The organism is Pseudomonas sp. SF2, assembly GCF_036858055.1.
In the GTDB taxonomy this organism is placed as follows: domain Bacteria; phylum Pseudomonadota; class Gammaproteobacteria; order Pseudomonadales; family Pseudomonadaceae; genus Aquipseudomonas.
Genome location: NZ_JAMBDI010000005.1, coordinates 86,140 through 110,025, shown reverse-complemented (window position 1 = coordinate 110,025; position 23,886 = coordinate 86,140). Strand labels below are relative to the sequence as shown.

At 61.4% G+C, this 23,886-nt stretch carries 22 protein-coding genes; 20 read left to right on the top strand and 2 right to left on the bottom strand.

What is annotated here, in order from left to right; genetic code table 11:
* Positions 1–4 precede the first annotated feature (4 nt).
* From M2S36_RS03110 to M2S36_RS03085, 6 genes are all read left to right on the top strand, one after another.
* Positions 5–358 (top strand): DUF4398 domain-containing protein, encoded by a 354-nt coding sequence (locus M2S36_RS03110; protein ID WP_063912724.1) that lies wholly within the window; start codon positions 5–7, stop codon positions 356–358.
* On the top strand, positions 355–1,167 hold the full coding sequence (locus tag M2S36_RS03105; protein ID WP_207830094.1) for an OmpA family protein: 813 nt from the start codon (positions 355–357) through the stop codon (positions 1,165–1,167). The genes M2S36_RS03110 and M2S36_RS03105 overlap by 4 nt, the downstream gene beginning before the upstream one ends.
* Before the next feature lie 200 nt (positions 1,168–1,367).
* Positions 1,368–2,810, top strand: a complete 1,443-nt coding sequence (locus tag M2S36_RS03100; protein ID WP_063912722.1) for an aminotransferase-like domain-containing protein — start codon at positions 1,368–1,370, stop codon at positions 2,808–2,810.
* Positions 2,811–2,873: 63 nt separating this feature from the next.
* Positions 2,874–3,365: a hypothetical protein gene (locus M2S36_RS03095; RefSeq protein ID WP_333956685.1), complete on the top strand. Its 492-nt coding sequence runs from the start codon at positions 2,874–2,876 to the stop codon at positions 3,363–3,365.
* 130 nt (positions 3,366–3,495) lie between these two features.
* Positions 3,496–3,750, top strand: a complete 255-nt coding sequence (locus M2S36_RS03090; RefSeq protein ID WP_333956684.1) for a YkgJ family cysteine cluster protein — start codon at positions 3,496–3,498, stop codon at positions 3,748–3,750.
* A gap of 33 nt (positions 3,751–3,783) precedes the next feature.
* Positions 3,784–4,389, top strand: coding sequence for an START domain-containing protein (locus M2S36_RS03085; protein WP_207830098.1), 606 nt, complete (start codon positions 3,784–3,786; stop codon positions 4,387–4,389).
* Between the two features lie 175 nt (positions 4,390–4,564).
* On the opposite strand, the gene gltA is transcribed toward M2S36_RS03085, so the two are convergent.
* Positions 4,565–5,854: a citrate synthase gene (gltA, locus tag M2S36_RS03080; RefSeq protein WP_013973445.1), complete on the bottom strand. Its 1,290-nt coding sequence runs from the start codon at positions 5,852–5,854 to the stop codon at positions 4,565–4,567.
* A gap of 352 nt (positions 5,855–6,206) precedes the next feature.
* On the opposite strand from gltA, the gene sdhC reads away from it, so the two are divergent.
* The 11 genes from sdhC (at position 6,207) to M2S36_RS03025 (ending at position 20,348) form a co-directional block, all read left to right on the top strand.
* Positions 6,207–6,593 (top strand): succinate dehydrogenase, cytochrome b556 subunit, encoded by a 387-nt coding sequence (gene sdhC, locus M2S36_RS03075; protein WP_012315350.1) that lies wholly within the window; start codon positions 6,207–6,209, stop codon positions 6,591–6,593.
* Positions 6,587–6,955: a succinate dehydrogenase, hydrophobic membrane anchor protein gene (sdhD, locus tag M2S36_RS03070; protein WP_003254214.1), complete on the top strand. Its 369-nt coding sequence runs from the start codon at positions 6,587–6,589 to the stop codon at positions 6,953–6,955. The genes sdhC and sdhD overlap by 7 nt, the downstream gene beginning before the upstream one ends.
* A 3-nt stretch (positions 6,956–6,958) precedes the next feature.
* Entirely contained in the window at positions 6,959–8,731 is a 1,773-nt protein-coding gene (sdhA, locus tag M2S36_RS03065; RefSeq protein WP_063912719.1) for a succinate dehydrogenase flavoprotein subunit, read from the top strand.
* Between the two features lie 11 nt (positions 8,732–8,742).
* Positions 8,743–9,447 (top strand): succinate dehydrogenase iron-sulfur subunit, encoded by a 705-nt coding sequence (locus tag M2S36_RS03060; protein ID WP_063912718.1) that lies wholly within the window; start codon positions 8,743–8,745, stop codon positions 9,445–9,447.
* Between the two features lie 245 nt (positions 9,448–9,692).
* Complete coding sequence (locus M2S36_RS03055; RefSeq protein ID WP_063912717.1) at positions 9,693–12,524, top strand: 2-oxoglutarate dehydrogenase E1 component; 2,832 nt, start codon at positions 9,693–9,695, stop codon at positions 12,522–12,524.
* A gap of 42 nt (positions 12,525–12,566) precedes the next feature.
* Positions 12,567–13,787, top strand: coding sequence for a 2-oxoglutarate dehydrogenase complex dihydrolipoyllysine-residue succinyltransferase (odhB, locus tag M2S36_RS03050; protein ID WP_063912716.1), 1,221 nt, complete (start codon positions 12,567–12,569; stop codon positions 13,785–13,787).
* A gap of 93 nt (positions 13,788–13,880) precedes the next feature.
* The gene (gene lpdA / locus M2S36_RS03045) at positions 13,881–15,317 is read left to right on the top strand and encodes a dihydrolipoyl dehydrogenase (RefSeq protein WP_013973439.1); all 1,437 of its coding nucleotides are present in this window, start codon (positions 13,881–13,883) and stop codon (positions 15,315–15,317) included.
* Positions 15,318–15,489: 172 nt separating this feature from the next.
* Entirely contained in the window at positions 15,490–16,656 is a 1,167-nt protein-coding gene (gene sucC / locus M2S36_RS03040; RefSeq protein ID WP_003254205.1) for an ADP-forming succinate--CoA ligase subunit beta, read from the top strand.
* Positions 16,656–17,540, top strand: coding sequence for a succinate--CoA ligase subunit alpha (gene sucD, locus M2S36_RS03035; protein ID WP_004376004.1), 885 nt, complete (start codon positions 16,656–16,658; stop codon positions 17,538–17,540). Before sucC ends, sucD begins: the two co-directional genes overlap by 1 nt.
* A gap of 480 nt (positions 17,541–18,020) precedes the next feature.
* Complete coding sequence (gene brnQ, locus M2S36_RS03030; RefSeq protein ID WP_015271095.1) at positions 18,021–19,334, top strand: branched-chain amino acid transport system II carrier protein; 1,314 nt, start codon at positions 18,021–18,023, stop codon at positions 19,332–19,334.
* 264 nt (positions 19,335–19,598) lie between these two features.
* Positions 19,599–20,348, top strand: a complete 750-nt coding sequence (locus tag M2S36_RS03025) for a DUF599 domain-containing protein (RefSeq protein ID WP_207830100.1) — start codon at positions 19,599–19,601, stop codon at positions 20,346–20,348.
* A gap of 68 nt (positions 20,349–20,416) precedes the next feature.
* Here the strand turns inward: M2S36_RS03025 and M2S36_RS03020 are convergent, their stop codons facing one another.
* Positions 20,417–20,728, bottom strand: coding sequence for a hypothetical protein (locus M2S36_RS03020; RefSeq protein ID WP_063912714.1), 312 nt, complete (start codon positions 20,726–20,728; stop codon positions 20,417–20,419).
* A 153-nt stretch (positions 20,729–20,881) separates the two neighbouring features.
* Here M2S36_RS03020 and M2S36_RS03015 point away from each other — a divergent pair, with 153 nt between their 5' ends.
* From M2S36_RS03015 to htpG, 3 genes are all read left to right on the top strand, one after another.
* Positions 20,882–21,358: a PaaI family thioesterase gene (locus tag M2S36_RS03015; protein ID WP_333956677.1), complete on the top strand. Its 477-nt coding sequence runs from the start codon at positions 20,882–20,884 to the stop codon at positions 21,356–21,358.
* Positions 21,355–21,837 carry a PaaI family thioesterase gene (locus M2S36_RS03010; protein ID WP_207830103.1) on the top strand — a complete coding sequence of 161 codons (483 nt, stop codon included), beginning with the start codon at positions 21,355–21,357 and terminating at the stop codon, positions 21,835–21,837. Before M2S36_RS03015 ends, M2S36_RS03010 begins: the two co-directional genes overlap by 4 nt.
* Before the next feature lie 70 nt (positions 21,838–21,907).
* Positions 21,908–23,812, top strand: a complete 1,905-nt coding sequence (htpG, locus tag M2S36_RS03005; RefSeq protein ID WP_207830106.1) for a molecular chaperone HtpG — start codon at positions 21,908–21,910, stop codon at positions 23,810–23,812.
* The last annotated feature ends 74 nt before the right edge of the window (positions 23,813–23,886 follow it).

Here is a 23,886-nt window from a genome sequence, read left to right as displayed (position 1 = left end):
TTGCGTGAGAACCCAACCACTAATCCTTGCCCTGGCCGTGCTCGGCCTGGCTGGCTGCGCCAACGATCCGGCCCCTAACGAGCAGATGCGCATTTCCGAACAGGCACTGGAGCAGGCCAGGGCCGTCGGTGCCACCGAACAGGTCGAAGCGCTCAAGCTGGCCGAAGACAAGCTGGCCCGGGCCAAGACCAATATGCTCACCGAAGACTACCGCGATGCGCGCATGCGTGCCGAGCAGGCCGAGCTGGATGCGCGCCTGGCCGAGGCCCAGGTGCTGAACCAGAAGAGCGAAGAGCAGCTGCAACTGCTGCAGTCGCGGGTCAAGCGCCTGCGCAAGCAGCTGGAGGTGCAGCCATGATCCGTCGCATGCCATTGGCTGCGCTGGCAGTGCTGGCGCTGTCGGCAGGTCTTCAAGGTTGCGCCAGCCAGCGCAGCAGCGCAGCGCTGGATGAAGCCACCGCAGCCTTCCAGAAGGTCAAGGATGATTCCGATGTGCTGCGCAGCGCACCGCGTGACGTGATTCGCGCAGGCGAGTCGCTGGCTCGCGCCGAGCGCCTGTCCAGCTATATCGGCACCGGTGCCGACGTGCGCCATTACGCTTACCTGAGCCAGCGTTACAGCGAGATTGCCAGCGAGCATGCCAAGCTGGCGCTGAATCAGGAACGCCAGGCCAAGCTCGACCTGGAGCGCCAGCGCCTGCAGCTGGCCCTGCGCGAGGCCAAGCTGGCCAGTGTGCAGCAGCAGGGCAAGTGGATCGAGTCGCAGATTGCCGCGCTGGCCTCGGAGCAGACCGACCGTGGCCTGGTGATGACCCTGGGTGACGTGCTGTTCGACACCGGTCGTGCCGACCTGAAGAACTCGGCCAGCCGTACCGTGCTCAAGCTGGTGCAGTTCCTTCAGCTCAACCCGCGCCGGGTAGTGCGGATCGAGGGTTATACCGACAGCACCGGCCCGGCGGAGGACAACCTGAAGCTGTCCCGTGATCGGGCGCAGGCCGTGGCCGACATGCTGGTGGACCTGGGGATCGACGAAAAGCGCCTGCAGGTCGAGGGGTATGGCGACCAGTACCCGATCGAGGCCAATGCCTCGGAGCGGGGCAGGGCGCAGAACCGCCGCGTGGAGATCGTGTTCTCCGATGACAAGGGCAAGCTGGCGCCAGCGCGCTGAATCATGTGAAAAGGGGGCTGCGAAGCAGCCCCGGCTTTTCGTCGGGCTAGCCGGGCTTGATCGTTTCTATAGCTGTCACGCAACTGTATTGTTGACTATCCTGCGATCTGTCCCAGTACACTTTGCAACTGTTACGGTATTCTCTACTGTCAGTGAGCTACACAAGAATAACGAGCCAGTCCGCGCGTCGAGATAAAGCCATGACCAACCTGTTGCTGTACCAGCGTATCGCCCAGCAACTGGCCGATGACATCCGTCGCGGTGTCTACCAGCCAGGCGAGCGGGTACCCTCCGTGCGCAAGATGAGCGCCCAGCTCAATGTCAGCCATGCCACGGTGCTGCAGGCCTATGCCAATCTCGAGGATCAGGGGCTGATCCGTGCGCGGCCGCAGTCCGGCTACTACGTGCACCAGACCCCGGCCCTGACTGCGCAGACCCCGGACATCGCCCGGGTGGAGCGCCCCGGCCTGGTCACCCGTGCCAGTATCATCCAGCAGGTACTGACCGAAGCTCGCCGTGATGGCGTGTTCCCGTTCGGCGCCGCGGTGCCGCACGTCGACTACTTGCCGGTCCGGGCCCTGCACCAGCAGATCGCCAAGGTGACGCGCTTTCACAGCCCGCGCGCCTTCAGCTACATGTTCAGCCCCGGTTTCGAGCCGCTGCGCCGGCAGATCGCCATTCGCATGCGTGATGCCGGCGTGCTGGTCGACCCGCGTGAAGTGATCGTGACCCATGGCTGCGTCGATGCGCTGCAGATGTCACTGCGCGTGCTGACCCGTCCCGGCGACTTGATTGCCGCCGAATCACCCACCTATTACGGGCTGTTGCAGCTGGCCGACCTGCTGGGCCTGAAGGTGATCGAGATCCCCAGTGACCCGTCCACCGGCATCAGCCTCGAAGCCTTGCAGCTGGCGGCCAATCAGTGGTCGATCAAGGCCCTGGTGCTGACTGCGCGCCTTAGCAACCCGCTGGGCGGCACCGTCCCGGAGGAGCGACAGAAGCAGTTGCTGCGCCTGGCGTCGGACTTCGATATCCAGATCGTCGAGGATGACATCTATGGCGAGCTGATGTTCGAGCAGGGCAAGACCAAGGCGCTGAAGGCATTCGACCGGCTGGACCGGGTGATCTATTGCTCGAGTTTTTCCAAGACCCTGTCCCCCGGTGTACGCGTAGGCTGGATGATTGCCGGGCGCTATCGGGACGAAATCCAGCGCCTGCAAACCTTTACCACCCACTCGGCCTGCAGCGTGACGCAGATGGGTGTGGCGGCCTACCTGGAGAATGGCGGCTACGACCGGCACCTGCGTTACATCCGCCAGGAGTACCGCAAGAACCTCAGTGCCTATCAGCTGGCGGTGCAGCAGCACTTCCCCGAGGGTACCCAGATGACCCGGCCGACGGGCGGTTTCATTCTGTGGGTGAGCCTGCCCGGGCGGGTCAACACCCAGGAGCTGCATGTGCGCGCGCTGGAGCAGGGCATCAGTATTGCGCCCGGGCTGATCTTCAGTAACACCGAGCAATTCAACCACTGCATCCGCCTTAATTGCGGTATACCTTGGAACAAGGAAGCCGAGCGCGCGGTGATCACTCTCGGCCTGCTGGCCCAGCAATTGTGCCGGGAGCCAGCGGCCGCGCTTTTGTAGGCTTGCCACGCGCCTGCGGAACAGGGAGCATACGCACTTTTCCTGCCAGTCTGTCCATTTGCCATGAATGCTTTGCGCCGTTTTGCCCTGATCTTGTGCCTTGTACCGCTCTGCAGTCTGGCTGGTGCTGCCCAGGCTGCGCAGCCGGCAGGCCAGGCGCAAGCGGCCAAACCGGTGCAGAAAGCCAAGCCGGTGCAGAAAGCCGCAGCCAAGCCAGCGCACAAGCAGGCGGCCAGGAAAGCCGGCAACAGCAAGGCCAGGCCGGCACGCAAGCCCGTGAGCAAAGAGGTTGCCCAGCCGTTGCCCAAGGCAAAGCTCGACCTCAGCCTGCCTGCCGATATGGTCAATAGCCTGAAGCCGAATGTGGGCAGCCTTGCGCCGATCCAGCGACGTAAACCTTTGCTGCCGCCCATGTTCACTGAAAAGCCAGAGGCCGATGACAGCCCGTTCCAGCTCAATGGTCGGCTGATCAGCAACGAAATGCAGCTGCAACTGCGCAATGACAGCCGTCGCGACGTGGAAGGGGCGGCCATCGATTTCGAGTACCGCCAGTAGTCAGCGAACTGACTGCCGGGTCATGGCAGATTTCATCGTGCCAGCAATTTCAAACGCCTGTTTGAGCGGTTACTATCCAGGGACGTTCGTCCCGTTTTGTTCCAGGGAGTCCTGATTTTGGTGAATAGCCATGAATTGCCGTGAGGGCTGTGGTGCCTGCTGCATTGCCTCGTCCATCACCTCTGCGATGCCGCGCATGCCCAATGGCAAGCCGGCTGGCGAGCGCTGCCTGCACCTGACCGTAGACAACCTCTGCGACCTGTTCGGCAAGCCCGAGCGGCCGGCGGTGTGTGGCGGTTTCAAGGCGGATGTCGAGGTGTGCGGCAATGACCGTGACGAGGCCATCAGGATTCTCGGCTGGTGGGAGCAGATGACGGCGGCGTGACAGGCTGGATCTTCGACAACAAGGATAAACATGATGAGATCGTTCAAGCGTATTGCTCTGCTGTGTGGCATGGGTGTTCTGCTGTCGCCTGCGGCCTGGGCCGAAAACTGGCAGGTGGCCAAGGACGAGGAGGGGATCAAGGTTTCCCTCAGTGAAGTGGCCGGTTCCAAGTACAAGGCCTATCAAGGCGTCACCGTGATCAAGGCGCCGCTGGCCAAGGTGCAGGCGTTGCAGGAAGACGTGGTAGGTGCCTGCAAATGGATTCATGAGTGCAAGTCGCAGAAGCTGCTCAAGCATGAAGGTGACCAGAGCTGGACCTACACCCAGTTCAATACGCCATGGCCGGTGACGCCGCGGGACTCGGTATTGCATGTGACCACGGTGAAGCAGGCTGATGGCAGCCTGGTACGCAACCTGAAGGAAGAGCCGACCTACATCCCGGAAGAGAAGGGCTTTGTGCGGGTGGCGAAGGTCGAAGGCTTCTGGAAACTGGTGCCCAAGGGCGACAGCACGGAGGTGACCTATCAGGTACACACCGAGCCAGGTGGTAGCGTGCCGGCGATGGTGGCCAACAAGTTCGTGGTGGATGCGCCGTTCAATACCCTGAAAGGGTTGCGGGAGCGGGCTGAGAAAAACTGAGGCTTTGTACTGTCTGTACTGGCCTCTTCGCGGGTAAACCCGCTCCCACAGGGCCTTCACAGACCCGGAGGATTGTGAGAACCCTGTGGGAGCGGGTTTACCCGCGAAGAGGTCGGCACAGGAGGAATAAAAAAGGCTGCCCGAGGGCAGCCTTTTTGCGTTCGGCTATGGAAGCTTACTTGCGGTCCTGCAGCGCAACGATGTCGCGCTTCTGCTCGCCGGTGTACAGCTGGCGCGGGCGGCCGATCTTGTACGGGCTGGAGAGCATTTCTTTCCAGTGCGAGATCCAGCCCACGGTACGTGCCAGGGCGAAGATCACGGTGAACATGCTGGTCGGAATGCCGATTGCCTTGAGGATGATCCCCGAGTAGAAGTCGACGTTCGGGTACAGCGAGCGCTCGATGAAGTACGGATCGGTCAGGGCGATCTCTTCCAGGCGCATGGCCAGTTCCAGCTGCGGGTCGTTCTTGATGCCCAGCTCGCGCAGGACTTCGTCGCAGGTCTGCTTCATCACGGTGGCGCGCGGGTCGCGGTTCTTGTACACGCGGTGACCGAAGCCCATGAGCTTGAACGGGTCGTTCTTGTCCTTGGCCTTGGCGATGAACTTGTCGATGTTCGAGACATCGCCGATTTCATCGAGCATGGTCAGGACCGCTTCGTTCGCACCGCCGTGGGCCGGGCCCCACAGTGCGGCGATACCGGCGGCGATACAGGCGAACGGGTTGGCACCCGACGAGCCGGCCAGACGAACGGTGGAGGTGGAGGCGTTCTGCTCGTGGTCGGCGTGGAGGATGAAGATCCGGTCCATCGCCTTGGCCAGCACCGGGCTGATCGGTTTGATCTCGCACGGGGTGTTGAACATCATGTGCAGGAAGTTTTCCGCGTACGACAGGTCGTTGCGCGGGTACATCATCGGCTGGCCCATGGAGTACTTGTAAACCATCGCGGCCAGGGTCGGCATCTTGGCGACCAGGCGCACCGCGGAAATTTCGCGGTGTTGCGGGTTATTGATGTCCAGGGAGTCGTGATAGAACGCCGACAGGGCGCCGACCACGCCGCACATCACCGCCATCGGGTGAGCGTCGCGGCGGAAGCCGTTGAAGAAGGACTTCAGCTGCTCGTGAACCATGGTGTGGTTCTTTACGGTGCTGACGAACTGGGCCTTCTGCTCGGCATTCGGCAGTTCGCCGTTGAGCAGCAGGTAGCAGGTTTCGAGGTAGTCGGATTTTTCAGCGAGCTGCTCGATCGGGTAGCCGCGGTGCAGCAGGATACCTTTGTCGCCGTCAATGTAGGTGATCTTCGACTCGCACGAGGCAGTCGCCATGAAACCAGGGTCGAAGGTGAAGTGACCAGTGGCCCCCAACCCGCGGACGTCGATTACATCAGGACCAACGGTGCCGGTTAAAATGGGCAGCTCGACGGGGGCAGCGCCCTCGATGACCAACTGCGCTTTTTTGTCAGCCATGTGGCCTCCTATTAATGCTTGAAATCATCAGACAGACCCCCCACGCAGGGCCCGCACCACTATAGAGGGATAAATTCAGATGTCAATTTGCCTAAAGGCTTGTTGAAACAGGCATTGAGGCCTGATTTTTCACGAAATTCTCGCCCATTTACGCCTTTTGTCCGTTAAAGGCAATGCGCTATTTGGGCTACCCCCTCACGTTGTCATAAGCAGCCTAACTGTCTATACTCGCAACCCGACCGCCAGGGGCTTGCAAGCCCGAACTGCTGGGGGTCGCCGTTCCCTGGGTGGTGGGTACCTGACCAGTACACTTACCAACAACTTTGCCCTGATTCGCTAGGGGCTCTTCAGTGTGAAAAAAGCCGTGAAAAGCCAACGACCTGTAAACCTAGACCTAAGGACCATCAAGCTCCCCGTCACTGCGTACACGTCCATCCTGCACCGTATCTCCGGCGTCATCCTGTTCCTCGGCCTTGCCATCATGCTTTATGCACTGGGCAAGTCGCTGGGTTCCGAGGAAGGCTTTGGTGAGGTGAAGGCGTGTCTGACCAGCCCGCTGGCCAAATTCGTGACCTGGGGCCTGCTATCCGCCCTGCTTTATCACCTCGTGGCAGGTGTACGTCACCTGATCATGGACATGGGTATCGGTGAGACGCTGGAAGGCGGCAAGCTGGGCTCGAAAATCGTGATCGTCATCTCCGTGGTGCTGATCGTTCTGGTGGGAGTTTGGGTATGGTAACCAATGTCACGAACCTGTCGCGTTCGGGCCTCTATGACTGGATGGCGCAGCGCGTATCTGCGGTCGTTCTCGCGGCTTACTTCCTCTTCCTGATCGGCTACGTGGTCGCCCACCCAGGCATCGACTACACCCAGTGGCATGGTCTGTTCTCCAACAACGCGATGCGGATCTTCAGTCTGCTGGCCCTCGTTGCCCTGGGCGCTCACGCCTGGGTCGGCATGTGGACCATTGCAACCGACTACCTGACGCCAATGTCGTTCGGCAAGTCGGCAACTGCGATTCGTTTCCTGTTCCAGGCGGTATGCGGCGTTGCGATGTTCGCTTACTTCGTCTGGGGTGTGCAGATTCTCTGGGGTATCTGATCCATGGCTAGCATTCCAACCATTTCCTTCGACGCCATCATCATCGGTGGCGGCGGTGCCGGCATGCGCGCTGCGCTGCAGCTGGCTCAAGGCGGTCACAAGACTGCCGTGGTCACCAAGGTCTTCCCGACCCGTTCGCACACTGTATCCGCCCAGGGCGGCATCACCTGCGCCATCGCTTCGGCCGACCCGAACGACGACTGGCGCTGGCACATGTACGATACCGTCAAAGGCTCCGACTACATCGGTGACCAGGACGCTATCGAATACATGTGTCAGGAAGGCCCGGCTGCGGTCTTCGAGCTGGACCACATGGGCCTGCCGTTCTCGCGTACCGAAACCGGCCGCATCTACCAGCGTCCGTTCGGTGGCCAGTCCAAGGACTTCGGTAAAGGTGGCCAGGCCGCCCGTACCTGTGCTGCTTCCGACCGTACCGGTCACGCGCTGCTGCACACCCTGTACCAGGGCAACCTGAAGGCCGGCACTACCTTCCTCAACGAGTACTACGCTGTTGACCTGGTGAAGAACCAGGACGGCGCGTTCGTCGGTGTGATCGCGATCTGCATCGAAACCGGCGAAACCATGTACATCAAGTCCAAGGCCACCGTTCTGGCCACTGGCGGTGCCGGTCGTATCTACGCCTCCACCACCAACGCCCTGATCAACACCGGTGACGGTATCGGCATGGCGCTGCGTGCAGGCGTGCCGGTGCAGGACATCGAGATGTGGCAGTTCCACCCGACCGGCATCGCCGGCGCCGGTGTACTGGTTACCGAAGGTTGCCGCGGTGAAGGTGGCTACCTGATCAACGCCCACGGCGAGCGCTTCATGGAGCGTTACGCGCCGAACGCGAAAGACCTGGCCGGCCGCGACGTGGTTGCCCGTTCCATGGTCAAGGAAATCATCGCCGGCAACGGCGTGGGCCCGAACAAGGACCACGTACTGCTGAAGCTGGACCACCTGGGCGAGGAAGTGCTGCACAGCCGCCTGCCAGGTATCTGCGAACTGTCCAAGACCTTCGCCCACGTCGACCCGGTGGTCGCGCCGGTTCCGGTCGTACCGACCTGCCACTACATGATGGGCGGCGTTGCCACCAACATTCATGGCCAGGCCATCACCATGGACGCCGAAGGCAAGGACCACATCATCCCGGGTCTGTTCGCCGTGGGTGAAGTGGCGTGCGTATCGGTCCACGGTGCCAACCGTCTGGGTGGCAACTCGCTGCTCGACCTGGTGGTATTCGGTCGTGCCGCTGGCCTGCACCTGGAAAAATCGCTGTCCGACGGCGTGGAATACCGCGACGCCAGCGACACCGATATCGATGTTGCCCTGAACCGCCTGAACAAGCTCAACGAGCGTACCACTGGCGAAGACGTTGCCAGCCTCAAGCGCGAACTGCAGAGCTGCATGCAGAACTACTTCGGTGTATTCCGTACTGGCGAATACATGCAGAAGGGTATCGAGCAGCTGGCCGGCCTGCGTGACCGTATTGCCAACGTCAAGATCAACGACAAGTCCCAGGCCTTCAACACTGCGCGTATCGAAGCGCTGGAGCTGCAGAACCTGCTGGAAGTCGCCGAAGCTACCGCCATCGCGGCCGAAGCCCGTAAAGAGTCCCGCGGCGCTCACGCCCGTGAAGACTTCGAAGACCGTGACGACGAAAACTGGCTGTGCCACACCCTGTACTACCCGGGTGAGAAGCGCGTTGCCAAGCGCGGCGTCAACTTTGCGCCGAAGACTGTTCCAGCCTTCGAACCAAAAGTCCGGACTTACTAAGGGTGGCTGCTATGTTGAAAGTCGAAGTTTATCGTTACAACCCGGACACCGACTCGGCGCCAAAAATGGAGTCGTTCGACGTCGATACCGGCGGCAAGGACCTGATGGTTCTCGATGTGTTGGCGCTGATCAAGGAAAAGGACGAAGGTTTCTCGTACCGTCGCTCCTGCCGTGAAGGCGTTTGCGGTTCCGACGGCATGAACATGAACGGCAAGAACGGCCTGGCCTGCATCACCCCGCTGTCGGCAGTGGTGAAGGGCAACAAGCTGGTTCTGCGCCCGCTGCCGGGCCTGCCGGTCATTCGTGACCTGGTCGTCGACATGAGCATCTTCTACAAGCAGTACGAGAAGGTGAAGCCGTACCTGCAGAACGACACCCCGGCGCCGGCCATCGAGCGCCTGCAGTCGCCAGAAGACCGCGACAAGCTGGACGGCCTGTACGAGTGCATCCTGTGCGCTTGCTGCTCGACTTCCTGCCCATCGTTCTGGTGGAACCCGGACAAGTTCCTGGGCCCCGCCGCACTGCTGCAGGCCTATCGCTTCCTGGCCGACAGCCGTGACACCAAGACCCAGGAGCGCCTGGCGTCCCTGGATGACCCGTTCAGCGTATTCCGCTGCCGCGGGATCATGAACTGCGTCAACGTTTGCCCGAAAGGTCTGAACCCGACCAAGGCAATCGGCCACGTACGTAACATGCTGCTGCAAAGCGGTACCTGATACAAAGTGTTGTACCTGCAGTAAGCCGAGGTGCGGGTGGTGAGCCCGCACTGCGGTAAAACCCGAACAAGGGCCCACAAAGCCTGCGTTCATTACCTATGAAGATATGAGACCAGCAGGGGCTTCCGGGCTGGTACCCGGAAAATCAGCAGGATCCAAGTGGCGTGGTTCAGTCGCTGTATTCGGACTTTTCCAGGTTTGCTGTGGCTCTCGCCGATCAGTCCCCTAACCGAGGGTGACCAAGCATGCAAGAAAGCGTGATGCAGCGCATGTGGGAAAGCGCCCACCTTTCAGGTGGTAACGCTGCATATGTGGAAGAGCTTTATGAGCTCTACCTGCACGACCCTAACGCTGTGCCAGAAGAGTGGCGCACCTACTTCCAGAAGTTGCCCGCCGACGGCAGCACCGCTACCGATGTATCGCACTCGACAATCCGCGACCATTTCGTACTGCTGGCAAAGAACCAGCGCCGCGCCCAACCGGTATCCGCCGGGAGCGTGAGCAGTGAACACGAGAAGAAGCAGGTTGAAGTTCTGCGACTGATCCAGGCCTATCGTATGCGCGGCCATCAGGCTGCCAAGCTCGACCCGTTGGGGTTGTGGCAGCGTCCTGCGCCCGTAGACCTGTCGATCAATCACTACGGCTTGACCAATGCCGATCTTGATACGACCTTCCGTGCCGGCGACCTGTTCATCGGCAAAGAGGAGGCGAGCCTACGCGAGATCTTCGAGGCGCTCCAGAAGACATATTGTCGCACCATTGGCGCCGAGTTCACCCACATCGTCGATTCCGAGCAGCGCAGCTGGTTCCAGCAGCGCCTGGAAAGCGTGCGCGGCCGTCCGGAGTTTTCCGCTGACGTGCAGGCCCATTTGCTCGAGCGCGTAACCGCCGGTGAAGGCCTTGAGAAATACCTGGGCACCAAGTACCCGGGCACCAAGCGTTTCGGCCTCGAGGGCGGCGAAAGCCTGATCCCGATGCTGGACGAGATGATCCAGCGTTCCGGTTCCTACGGCACCAAGGAAGTCGTGATCGGCATGGCCCACCGTGGCCGTCTGAACGTTCTGGTCAACACCTTCGGCAAGAACCCGCGCGAGCTGTTCGACGAGTTCGAAGGCAAGAAGATGAACGAGCTGGGCTCCGGTGACGTGAAGTATCACCAGGGCTTCTCCTCGAACGTGATGACCCCGGGCGGCGAAGTGCACCTGGCCATGGCGTTCAACCCGTCCCACCTGGAAATCGTCTCGCCAGTGGTCGAGGGTTCGGTGCGCGCCCGTCAGGACCGCCGCAACGACACCGTTGGCGACAAGGTGCTGCCGATCTCGATCCACGGCGACGCAGCGTTCGCCGGCCAGGGCGTGGTCATGGAAACCTTCCAGATGTCGCAGACCCGCGGTTTCAAGACCGGCGGCACCGTGCACATCGTGATCAACAACCAGGTTGGTTTCACCATCAGCAACCCGCTGGACGCGCGCTCCACCGAGTACGCCACCGACGTCGCCAAGATGATCCAGGCGCCGATCCTGCACGTGAACGGCGACGACCCGGAAGCCGTGCTGTTCGTGACCCAGCTGGCCATCGACTACCGCATGCAGTTCAAGCGTGACGTGGTCATCGACCTGGTCTGCTACCGCCGCCGCGGCCACAACGAGGCCGACGAGCCGAACGGCACCCAGCCTCTGATGTACCAGCAGATCAGCAAGCAGCGCACGACGCGTGAATTGTACGCCGAGGCACTGATCCAGGCCGGCCGCATCGATGCCGAGCGCGCCCAGGCCAAGATCGACGAATACCGCAGCGCGCTGGACAACGGCCTGCACGTGGTGAAGAGCCTGGTCAAGGAGCCGAACCGCGAGCTGTTCGTCGACTGGCGTCCGTACCTGGGCCATGCCTGGACCGCGCGTCACGACACCCGCTTCGACCTCAAGACCCTGCAGGAACTGTCGGCCAAGCTGCTGGAGATCCCGGAAGGCTTCGTCGTCCAGCGCCAGGTCGCCAAGATCTACGAAGATCGCCAGAAGATGCAGGCCGGTGGCTTGCCGATCAACTGGGGTTATGCAGAGACCATGGCCTACGCCACCCTGCAGTTCGAAGGTCACCCGATCCGCATGACCGGTCAGGACATCGGCCGTGGCACCTTCTCGCACCGTCACGCGGTGCTGCACAACCAGAAGGACGCCAGCACCTACGTACCGCTGAAGAACCTGTTCCCGGGCCAGCCGCAATTCGAACTGTACGACTCCTTCCTGTCGGAAGAAGCGGTACTGGCCTTCGAATACGGCTACTCGACCACCACGCCGAACGCGCTGGTGATCTGGGAAGCCCAGTTCGGTGACTTCGCCAACGGTGCGCAAGTGGTGATCGACCAGTTCATCACCAGCGGCGAGCACAAGTGGGGCCGCCTGTGCGGTCTGACCATGCTGCTGCCACACGGTTATGAAGGGCAGGGCCCGGAGCACTCCTCCGCGCGCCTGGAGCGTTACCTGCAGCTGTGCGCCGAGCACAACATCCAGGTCTGCGTACCGACCACCCCGGCCCAGATCTACCACCTGCTGCGTCGCCAGGTCATCCGTCCGCTGCGCAAGCCGCTGATCGTCCTGACGCCGAAGTCGCTGCTGCGCCACAAGCTGGCCATCTCGACCCTGGAAGACCTGGCAGAAGGTTCGTTCCAGACCGTCATCCCGGAAATCGACAGCCTCGATCCGGCCAAGGTCGAGCGCCTGGTCCTGTGCGGCGGCAAGGTTTACTACGACCTGCTGGAAAAACGCCGTGCCGAAGGCCGCGAAGACATCGCCATCGTGCGTATCGAGCAGCTGTATCCGTTCCCTGAGGACGACCTGGTCGAAATCCTGGCGCCTTACACCAACCTCAAGCATGCGGTCTGGTGTCAGGAAGAGCCGATGAACCAGGGCGCCTGGTACAGCAGCCAGCACCACATGCGCCGTATCCTGGGCCGCCTCAACAAGGCACTGGTCCTGGAGTACGCCGGCCGCGACGCTTCCGCCGCGCCAGCCTGTGGTTACGCATCGAAGCACGCCGAGCAGCAGGAAAAACTGCTGCAAGATGCCTTCACTGTTTAATGCCTTCGCGCACCTGAAACCGAATTTAAGGAAACACAGATAATGGCTATCGAGATCAAAGCCCCAACCTTCCCGGAATCGGTTGCCGATGGCACCGTTGCCACCTGGCACAAACAGCCGGGCGATGCCGTCAAGCGTGACGAGCTGATCGTCGACATCGAGACCGACAAGGTCGTCCTGGAAGTGCTGGCCACCGCCGATGGCGTGCTGGGCGCCATCGTCAAGGGCGAGGGCGACACCGTCCTGTCCGACGAAGTGCTGGGTTCGATCGTTGAAGGCGGTGCTGCCGCCGCTGCACCAGCTGCCGCCCCGGCCGCTGCTGCCCCGGCTGCCGCTGCTGCCGACGCTGGCGAAGACGACCCGGTTGCCGCCCCGGCCGCGCGCAAGCTGGCTGAAGAGAACGGCATCGACCTGGCTACCGTTGCCGGCACTGGCAAAGGTGGTCGCATCACCAAGGAAGACGTCGTCGCTGCCGTCGCCAACAAGAAGTCGGCGCCTGCTGCGGCTGCCAAGCCTGCCGCTGCTGCCGCTGCTGCCCCGGTTGTGGTTGCCGCTGGCGACCGCACCGAGAAGCGTGTGCCGATGACCCGCCTGCGTGCCAAGATCGCCGAGCGTCTGGTCGAAGCCCAGTCGAGCATGGCCATGCTGACCACCTTCAACGAAGTCGACATGACCGAAGTCATGGCCCTGCGTTCGAAGTACAAGGACCTGTTCGAGAAGACCCACAACGGCGTACGCCTGGGCTTCATGTCGTTCTTCGTCAAGGCTGCCACCGAAGCCCTGAAGCGCTTCCCGGCTGTCAACGCCTCGATCGACGGCAACGACATCGTCTACCACGGCTACGCCGACGTCGGCGTTGCCGTGTCCAGCGACCGTGGCCTGGTGGTACCGGTACTGCGTAACGCCGAGTCGATGAGCCTGGCTGAAATCGAGAACGGCATCGCCACCTTCGGCAAGAAGGCCCGTGACGGCAAGCTGGCCATTGAAGAGATGACCGGCGGCACCTTCACCATCACCAACGGTGGTACCTTCGGTTCGATGATGTCGACCCCGATCGTCAACCCGCCGCAGGCCGCTATTCTCGGCATGCACAACATCATCCAGCGCCCGATGGCCATCAATGGCCAGGTAGTGATTCGCCCGATGATGTACCTGGCGCTGTCGTACGATCACCGCCTGATCGACGGCAAGGAAGCGGTAACCTTCCTGGTCACCATCAAGAACCTGCTGGAAGATCCGTCTCGCCTGCTGCTGGACATCTAACCCTCTGGCTGCGTACCGTGCCGGCCCTGGCTTCGCAGGAAGCCATGCCGCGCGGTCCGCGGCTTGTAGCTTGTAGCTGATAAGGAATCTTTTATGACCCAGAAATTCGACGTAGTGGTGATTGGTGCAGGTCCTGGCGGCTATGTGGCTGCCATCAAGGCCGCACAACTTGGTCTGAAGACTGCCTGTATCGAGAAGTACACCGACGCCGAGGGCAAACTGGCCCTGGGCGGCACCTGCCTGAACGTAGGTTGCATTCCTTCCAAGGCGCTGCTGGACAGCTCCTGGAAGTACAAGGAAGCCAAAGAGAGCTTCAACGTCCACGGTATCTCCACTGGCGAAGTGAAGATGGACGTCGCCGCGATGGTTGGCCGCAAGGCTGGCATCGTCAAGAACCTGACCGGTGGCGTTGCCACCCTGTTCAAGGCCAACGGCGTAACTTCGATCCAGGGCCACGGCAAGCTGCTGGCAGGCAAGAAAGTCGAAGTGACCAAGGCTGACGGCACCACCGAAGTCATCGAAGCCGAGAACGTGATTCTGGCTTCCGGCTCGCGTCCGATCGACATTCCGCCGGCTCCGGTCGACCAGAACGTCATCGTCGACTCCACCGGCGCCCTGGAATTCCAGGCCGTGCCGAAGCGCCTGGGTGTTATCGGTGCTGGCGTGATCGGCCTGGAACTGGGCTCGGTATGGGCTCGCCTGGGTGCTGAAGTCACCGTTCTGGAAGCCCTGGACACCTTCCTGATGGCTGCCGACACCGCAGTGTCGAAAGAAGCCCAGAAGACCCTGACCAAGCAAGGCCTGGACATCAAGCTGGGCGCGCGCGTCACCGGCTCGAAAGTCAACGGCAACGAAGTCGAAGTGACCTACACCGACGCCAACGGCGAGCAGAAGATCACCTTCGACAAGCTGATCGTCGCGGTCGGCCGTCGCCCGGTGACCACTGACCTGCTGGCTGCCGACAGCGGCGTGACCATCGACGAGCGTGGCTACATCTTCGTCGACGACTACTGCGCTACCAGCGTGCCGGGCGTCTACGCCATCGGTGACGTGGTGCGCGGCATGATGCTGGCCCACAAGGCTTCGGAAGAGGGCATCATGGTGGTCGAGCGCATCAAGGGCCACAAGGCCCAGATGAACTACGACCTGATCCCGTCGGTCATCTACACCCACCCGGAAATCGCGTGGGTCGGCAAGACCGAACAGGCCTTGAAGGCCGAGGGCGTTGAGGTTAACGTGGGCACCTTCCCGTTCGCGGCCAGCGGCCGTGCGATGGCTGCCAACGACACCGGTGGTTTCGTCAAGGTCATCGCCGATGCCAAGACCGACCGCGTCCTGGGTGTACACGTGATTGGCCCATCGGCTGCCGAACTGGTGCAGCAGGGCGCAATCGCAATGGAATTCGGCACCAGTGCCGAGGATCTGGGCATGATGGTCTTCAGCCATCCGACCCTGTCCGAAGCGTTGCATGAAGCAGCGCTGGCAGTGAATGGCGGCGCCATTCACGTGGCCAACCGTAAGAAGCGTTAATTATAAGAAACCACGGCGGGCTGCCCGTCGTGAGTCTTGCGTGCATGACTCACCGCGGAAAGTCCGCCGGACCGGATCACACGGGAAAACCCGGGGTCAACGGTCACAGGTGGTGCGGCGCCAGTGATGGCGCAGCGCCGAAGCGCAGTACCTAACGAAGACGGTAAAAAGCATGAATCTTCACGAGTATCAGGGTAAGCAGCTGTTCGCTGAGTACGGCCTGCCAGTTTCCAAGGGTTTCGCTGTCGATACCCCTGAGCAAGCTGCAGAAGCCTGCGACAAGATCGGCGGGAACGAGTGGGTGGTAAAAGCCCAGGTTCACGCCGGTGGTCGCGGTAAAGCGGGCGGCGTCAAGCTGGTTCGCAGCAAAGAAGACGCCAAGGCGTTCGCTGCACAGTGGTTGGGCAAGAATCTGGTTACCTACCAGACCGATGCCAACGGTCAACCCGTCTCCAAGATTCTGGTCGAATCCTGCACTGACATCGCCAAAGAGCTGTACCTGGGCGCTGTAGTCGATCGTTCGAGCCGCCGTATCGTGTTCATGGCCTCCACCGAAGGTGGCGTGGACATCGAGAAAGTCGCTCACGAAACGCCTGAGAAGATCCTCAAGGCCACCATCGACCCGCTGGTCGGCGCTCAGCCGTTCCAGGGTCGCGAGCTGGCATTCCAGCTGGGCCTGGAAGGCAAGCAAGTTCAACAGTTCGCCAAGATCTTCGTGGGTCTGGCCAAGCTGTTCAAGGATCACGATCTGGCCCTGCTGGAAGTGAACCCGCTGGTGATCAAGGCCGACGGCGACCTGCACTGCCTCGATGCCAAGATCAACATCGACGCCAACGCCATGTACCGTCAGCCGAAGCTGAAAACCTTCCACGACCCGTCGCAGGACGACGCCCGTGAAGCCCACGCTGCCAAGTTCGAACTGAACTACGTTGCCCTCGAAGGCAACATCGGCTGCATGGTCAACGGTGCCGGCCTGGCCATGGGTACCATGGACATCGTCAACCTGCACGGCGGCAAGCCGGCCAACTTCCTCGACGTTGGCGGTGGTGCTACCAAAGAGCGCGTTACCGAAGCGTTCAAGATCATTCTGTCCGACAGCAATGTCGCGGCCGTACTGGTCAACATCTTCGGCGGCATCGTTCGCTGCGACATGATTGCCGAAGGCATCATCGGTGCAGTGAAAGAAGTCGGCGTCAAAGTTCCGGTCGTCGTTCGCCTTGAAGGCAACAACGCCGAACTGGGCGCTAAAGTACTGGCAGAAAGCGGTTTGAACATCATTGCGGCAACCAGCCTGACCGACGCTGCTCAACAAGTTGTCAAAGCTGCGGAGGGCAAGTAATGAGCGTCCTGATCAATAAAGACACCAAAGTCATCTGCCAGGGCTTCACCGGCTCGCAGGGTACTTTCCACTCCGAACAGGCCATCGCCTACGGCACCAAGATGGTCGGCGGTGTAACCCCAGGCAAGGGTGGCACCACCCACCTGGGCCTGCCAGTGTTCAACACTGTGAAAGAAGCTGTAGAAGCTACCGGCGCTGACGCTTCGGTCATCTACGTTCCGGCTCCTTTCTGCAAGGACTCGATCCTGGAAGCTGCCTTCGGCGGCATCAAGCTGATCGTGTGCATCACCGAAGGCATTCCTACCCTGGACATGCTGGATGCCAAGGTCAAGTGCGACGAGCTGGGCGTGACCCTGATCGGCCCTAACTGCCCAGGTGTCATCACCCCGGGCGAGTGCAAGATCGGCATCATGCCAGGCCACATCCACCTGCCAGGCAAAGTCGGTATCGTTTCGCGTTCCGGCACCCTGACCTACGAAGCTGTGAAGCAGACCACCGACGCCGGTTTCGGCCAGTCGACCTGCGTCGGCATCGGCGGTGACCCGATCCCGGGCTCCAACTTCATCGACATCCTGAAGCTGTTCCAGGAAGACCCGAAGACCGAAGCGATCGTCATGATCGGTGAGATCGGCGGTTCGGCTGAAGAAGAAGCCGCGGCCTACATCAAGGCCAACGTCACCAAGCCTGTCGTTTCCTACATCGCTGGTGTTACTGCACCTGCGGGCAAGCGCATGGGCCACGCTGGCGCCATCATCTCCGGCGGCAAGGGCACTGCGGACGAGAAGTTCGCCGCCCTGCAGGACGCTGGTGTGAAGACCGTGCGTTCCCTGGCTGACATCGGCAAGGCCCTGGCCGAGCTGACTGGCTGGGAAGTCAAGAAGTAATACTGCTACACCCCCCACGCGCACAGAGGCCACCTTCGGGTGGCCTTTGTCGTTTCCGGGGTTTGGGTATTCCTGGGCCGGCCCCTTCGCGGGTAAACCCGCTCCCACCGGAAATCACTAACCTTGAGCATTGTGAAGTACCTATGGGAGCGGGTTTACCCGCGAAGAGGCCAGTACAGTCAGCAAGGATTTTTCGATGGGTTTGATAGGGTTTTTCACGCAGACGAAAGTTTCAATGCGAGGATAATCCCCCTGTCCCGGTTGCACAGACGACAAACAGATACGCACATCGGACAAGCAGCACTGTGCCAGTGCGTTTAAGTGACAAAACAGTTACCCTACGCGCTCACTCTGTGCCCGTCCCCCAAAAGGGAACGACACGCTAAACGGGTCTGGCTTATCAAGCCGGGCAGCATTTCCCCCACCCCATGGGGAAATCCCTTCTCGAATCCCGATTTCAGCAGTGTGGTACTACCTTAAATGAAAGTTTTAAAAGGCCAGGACATTCTGGCACTTGGCTTTATGACGTTTGCGCTTTTCGTAGGCGCGGGCAATATCATCTTCCCGCCTATCGTCGGCCTGCAGTCTGGTCCGCACGTGTGGATGGCCGCCCTGGGCTTCCTGGTTACTGCCGTGGGCCTGCCGGTCATCACCGTGGTTGCCCTGGCCAAGGTCGGCGGCGGCATGGATGCCTTGAGCAGCCCCATCGGCAAGTTCTTCGGTGGCCTGCTGGCGGCCGTGTGCTACCTGTCGGTCGGCCCGCTGTTCGCCACCCCGCGTACCGCGACCGTGTCGTTCGAAGTGGGTGTTGCACCGCTGACCGGCGAAAGCCCGCTGGCGCTGTTCATCTACAGCCTCGTGTACTTCCTGGTGGTACTGGCCGTGTCCATGTACCCGGGCAAGCTGCTCGACACTGTGGGCCGCTTCCTGGCGCCGTTGAAGATCATCGCCCTGGCGGTGCTGGGCATCGCTGCCTTCGCGCTGCCTGCCGGCACCATTGGTGAAGCGCAGCCGGCCTATGCTGCCGCGGCGTTCTCCAAGGGCTTCTCCGATGGTTACCTGACCATGGACACCCTGGGTGCCCTGGTGTTCGGTATCGTCATCGTCAACGCCATCCGCTCGCGCGGTGTCGAGTCGCCGAAGCTGATCACCCGCTATGCCATCATTGCCGGCCTGATCGCCGGTGTCGGCCTGGCCCTGGTGTACATCAGCCTGTTCCGCCTGGGCGCCACCAGCCACGAAATCGCGGCTGACGCCACCAACGGTGCGGCGGTACTGCATGCCTACGTGCAGCACACCTTCGGCTCGTTGGGCAGCGGCTTCCTCGCCGTGCTGATTGCGCTGGCCTGCCTGGTGACCGCGGTTGGCCTGACCTGCGCCTGCGCCGAGTACTTCAGCCAGATCCTGCCGCTGTCGTACCGCGCACTGGTGGTGATCCTGGCGGGCTTCTCGCTGCTGATCTCCAACCTCGGTCTGACCAAGCTGATCATGTTCTCGATCCCGGTGCTCACCGCGATCTACCCGCCGTGCATCGTGGTGGTCGGGCTGAGCTTCGTGAAGGACCTGTGGAACTCGCCAACCCGCATCCTGGCGCCAGTGATGCTGGTGTCGCTGCTGTTCGGCATGGTCGATGCGATCAAGGGCAGCAGCATTGCCCACGTGCTGCCGGACTTCATGGCGCACCTGCCGCTGAGCGACCAGGGCCTGGCCTGGCTGGTGCCTTCGGTGGTGACCCTGGTTGGCGCCGTGGCCTGCGACCGCATGCTCGGCAAGCCGCGCGAGGCGCTGGCCTGATAGTCGAAGCCTGAGGGCGGCACCGGCCACAAGCCGAAGGGTGCTCGCCAAGGGTGGAAACTTCAAAGCCCCGTATCCGAGAGGATACGGGGCTTTTTCTTTGCCTGTACCAGAATTGGCGCTGTACCTGTGGGAGCGGGCGTGGCCGCGAAGAGGCCGGGATGAGCAGTGCAAATATCAGGATGGATGTGTGCCTTTTGCCGCTTGCCAGCGTCGAAATCCGGTCCCTATCCTTCAGGTATCTGGCCCTCTCGGGAATCCTGCATGAACTTCATCCAAAGCAACTTCAACAACCTGTTGGCCATCGCCTGGTTCGCCCTGTGCTGGGGCGGGTACACCCGCTATGCCATCTGGAAGGGCCGCGACACCGCGTGCCTGGCCAGCGTGCTGCACCTGTACCGCGAAGACTGGATGCGCCGCATGCTGCTGCGCGACAACCGCATCGCCGATGCCAGCGTGATCGGCAACCTCGAGCGCAACGCCTCGTTCTTCGCCTCCAGCACCCTGATCATCCTCGCAGGCATCCTCACCGTGCTCGGGGCCTCCGACCGGGCGCTGTCGCTGCTGGCCGACCTGCCGCTGGTGCAGCAGACCTCCCAGGGCATGTCGGAGATCAAGCTGCTGTGCCTGGCCATGGTGTTCGTCTACGCCTTTTTCACCTTCAGCTGGTGCATGCGCCAATACAACTTCGCCGCAGTACTGGTGGGCTCGGCGCCGATGATCGGCGAACGGCTGGTCAATGAACTGGAGCGCAAGGCATTCGCCTCGCGGGCGGCTCGGGTGCTGTCACTTGCCGCCAACCAGTTCAACTTGGGCCTGCGTTCCTATTACTTCGGCATGGCCATGTTGAGCTGGTTCATCAGCCCTTGGTTGTTCATGGTCATGAGTGTCGGGGTAGTGCTGATTCTGTATCGCCGCGAGTTCCATTCGGATGTGCTGGATGTGATGGTGTTCACACCGACTGAAAGTATCTCGATCGAACCTGCCAAGGAAACCACCGCAGCGGGCACCTGAAACGTTTAATCCATAAGTTTCAGGCACAAAAAAACCCGACAATTGTCGGGTTTTCTTGTTTTAGCCGATTACTGCTTGGCAGGTTCGGCCGGTGCAGCTGGGGCAGCTTCTGTTGCCGGGGCGGCTGGCGCGGCTTCTGGAGCCGGAGTAGCCGGAGCGGCTTCTTCGGCGGCCTTCTGCTCGGCTTCGGCCTGATCTTTGGCGGCTTCGGCGTTTTCCTTGGCAGCCTCGTTCATCTTATCCTGAGCTTCGCCCGCTTTTTCCTGGGCTTGTTCGGCGTGTTGCTGTGCGTCCTGGGCTTTGTCTTCGCTCGCTTTATCGCAAGCGGCCAGGCCCATGGCTGCGGCCAGCATCAGAGCAAAAGCAAAAGGTTTACGCATGGGGGTGTTTCTCCTTGGTGGAATAAGTGACTTGTTCCTTCGAGTGCAACTACGCGGAATAAGTTCCGCGAAGATTACACATATATAACGCCCCGTTCTATATGGACTTTTTAACGATTTTATGCGCTGCGGCAGTGCGCGTGGAAACAGCCTATGAGCGAATCGACCTTGATGGCCATGGCCGAGCGTTTTCTCTCGGCCCTGAAACATTGTCAGTTGTTGCAAATGCGCGTGGCGCAAACCAATGCCGATGGCATGACCCTGGTCCTGCCCTGGTCGCTGGCCATCGTCGGCAACCCGCAGACCGGCGCCGTGCATGGCGGCGCGCTGACCACGCTGATGGACACCACCTGCGGCATGGCCACGCTGTGCGTGCTGCCGCGCTTCGAGGTATGCCCGACACTGGACCTGCGCATCGACTACATGCACCCGGCCGAGCCCGGCAAGGACATCTACGGCCACGCCCAGTGCTACCGGGTCACCCGCGATGTCATCTTCACCCGTGGCACGGCCTACCAGGACGACCCCGCCCAGCCGATCTGCCAGGTGGTGGGCACGTTCATGCGCCTGGGCCAGGAGATCAAGGGTGGCATCCGCTTCGGCAACAGCCTGAAGGAGGGCGGGGCATGATTCCACGCGAGGTTCGCCAACAGCTCAACGCCGCCCACGCGGTGGGCGACTATCGGCCTTTGCTGGCGCTGATCCCCTATGCCGGCCTGATCGGCATCGAATGCGAGCGCGAAGGCGATGACCTGCTGTTCCGTCTGCCAGCCAGCCAGGACAACATCGGCAACCCGCTGCTGCCGGCCATCCACGGTGGGGTGATCGCGGGCTTCATGGAGCTGTCGGCAGCGCTGTACCTGCTGATCTTCAGCGAGAGCGCGAGCATTCCGAAGATCATCGACTTCTCCATCGATTACCTGCGTGCCGGGCACTTTCGCGATACCTACGCCCAGTGCCAGCTATGGCGCCAGGGGCGGCGGGTGACCAATGTGGCCATCACCGCCTGGCAGGGTGACAGGCAGTCGCCGATTGCCACGGCTCGCGCACATTTCAAGATCGAACCGGAAAAGCCCTTGAAATCATCCGGGCAGCCCCCATCTGCATGACATCCGCCGCTAACGCAGGCCGAACCGGCCGCCAGGCGTCAACTGCCATCAGATCGGAGTTTTGAAGACCATGAGTGTGGAGACTCAAAAAGAAACGCTGGGCTTCCAGACCGAGGTAAAGCAGCTGCTGCACCTCATGATCCATTCCCTGTATTCGAACAAGGAGATCTTCCTGCGTGAATTGATCTCCAACGCCTCCGACGCCGCCGACAAGCTGCGTTTCGAGGCCCTGGCCAAGCCAGAGCTGTTCGAAGGCGACGCCGACCTGAAGATTCGCCTGAGCTTCGACAAGGACGCCGGTACCGTGACCCTCGAGGACAACGGCATCGGCATGAGCCGCGAAGACGTCATCGCCCACCTGGGCACCATCGCCAAGTCCGGCACTGCCGACTTCATGAAGAACCTCACCGGCGACCAGAAGAAGGACTCGCACCTGATCGGTCAGTTCGGTGTGGGCTTCTACTCCGCGTTCATCGTGGCCGACAAGGTTGATGTGTACAGCCGCCGCGCTGGCCAGCCGGCCGCTGAAGGCGTGCACTGGTCGTCGAAAGGCGAAGGCGAGTTCGAAGTCGCCACCATCGACAAGCCACAGCGCGGTACCCGCATCGTTCTGCACCTGAAGAAGGACGAACAGGAGTTTGCCGATGGCTGGCGCCTGCGCAACGTGGTCAAGAAGTATTCCGACCACATCGCCATGCCGATCCAGCTGCCAAAGGAGCAAGCAGCCGCCGAAGGCGAAGAACAGCCGGCCGAAGAGTGGGAAACCGTCAACCGCGCCAGCGCCCTGTGGACCCGTCCGCGTACCGAGATCAAGGACGAGGAGTACCAGGAGTTCTACAAGCACATCGGCCATGATTTCGAAAACCCGCTGACCTGGAGCCACAACAAGGTCGAAGGCAAGCTCGAATACAACTCGCTGCTGTACGTGCCGGCCCGCGCGCCGTTCGACCTGTACCAGCGCGAAGCGCCACGCGGCCTGAAGCTGTACGTGCAGCGCGTGTTCATCATGGACCAGGCCGAGTCGTTCCTGCCGCTGTACCTGCGCTTCATCAAGGGTGTGGTCGATTCCAACGACCTGTCGCTGAACGTGTCGCGTGAAATCCTGCAGAAAGACCCGATCATCGATTCGATGAAGACCGCGCTGACCAAGCGCGTGCTGGACATGCTGGAGAAACTGGCGAAGAACGAGCCCGAGCAGTACAAGGGCTTCTGGAAGAACTTCGGCCAGGTGCTGAAGGAAGGCCCGGCCGAAGACTTCGCCAACAAGGAAAAGATCGCCGGCCTGCTGCGCTTCGCCTCCACCCAGGACGACAGCGGCGAGCAGAGCGTCGCGCTGGCCGACTACCTGGCCCGCGCCAAGGAAGGTCAGGACAAGATCTACTACCTCACCGGCGAGTCGTACGCGCAGGTCAAGAACAGCCCGCACCTGGAAGTCTTCCGCAAGAAAGGCATCGAAGTGCTGCTGCTGACCGACCGTATCGACGAGTGGCTGATGAGCTACCTCAACGAGTTTGACGGCAAGGCCTTCGTCGACGTCGCCCGTGGCGACCTGGACCTGGGCAAGCTGGATTCGGAAGAAGACAAGAAGGCCCAGGAAGAAGTCGCCAAAGACAAGGAAGGCCTGGTCGAGCGCCTGAAAGGCGCGCTGGGTGACAGCGTGGCCGAAGTGCGCGTGTCGCACCGCCTGACCGACTCGCCGGCGATCCTGGCCATCGGTGAGCAGGACCTCGGCCTGCAGATGCGCCAGATCCTCGAAGCCAGCGGGCAGAAGGTACCGGAGTCCAAGCCGATCTTCGAGTTCAACCCGACCCACCCGCTGATCGAGAAGCTGGACAACGAGCAGAGCGAAGACCGCTTCGCCGAACTGTCGCACATCCTGTTCGATCAGGCGGCCCTGGCGGCCGGTGACAGCCTGAAGGACCCGGCGGCTTACGTTCGTCGCCTGAACAAGCTGCTGGTCGAGCTGTCTGCTTGAGTTGATGCATAGGAAAGCCCGCTTCGGCGGGCTTTTTCATGACTGCCTTTTTCATGACGAGTGCCAAAGGAGTG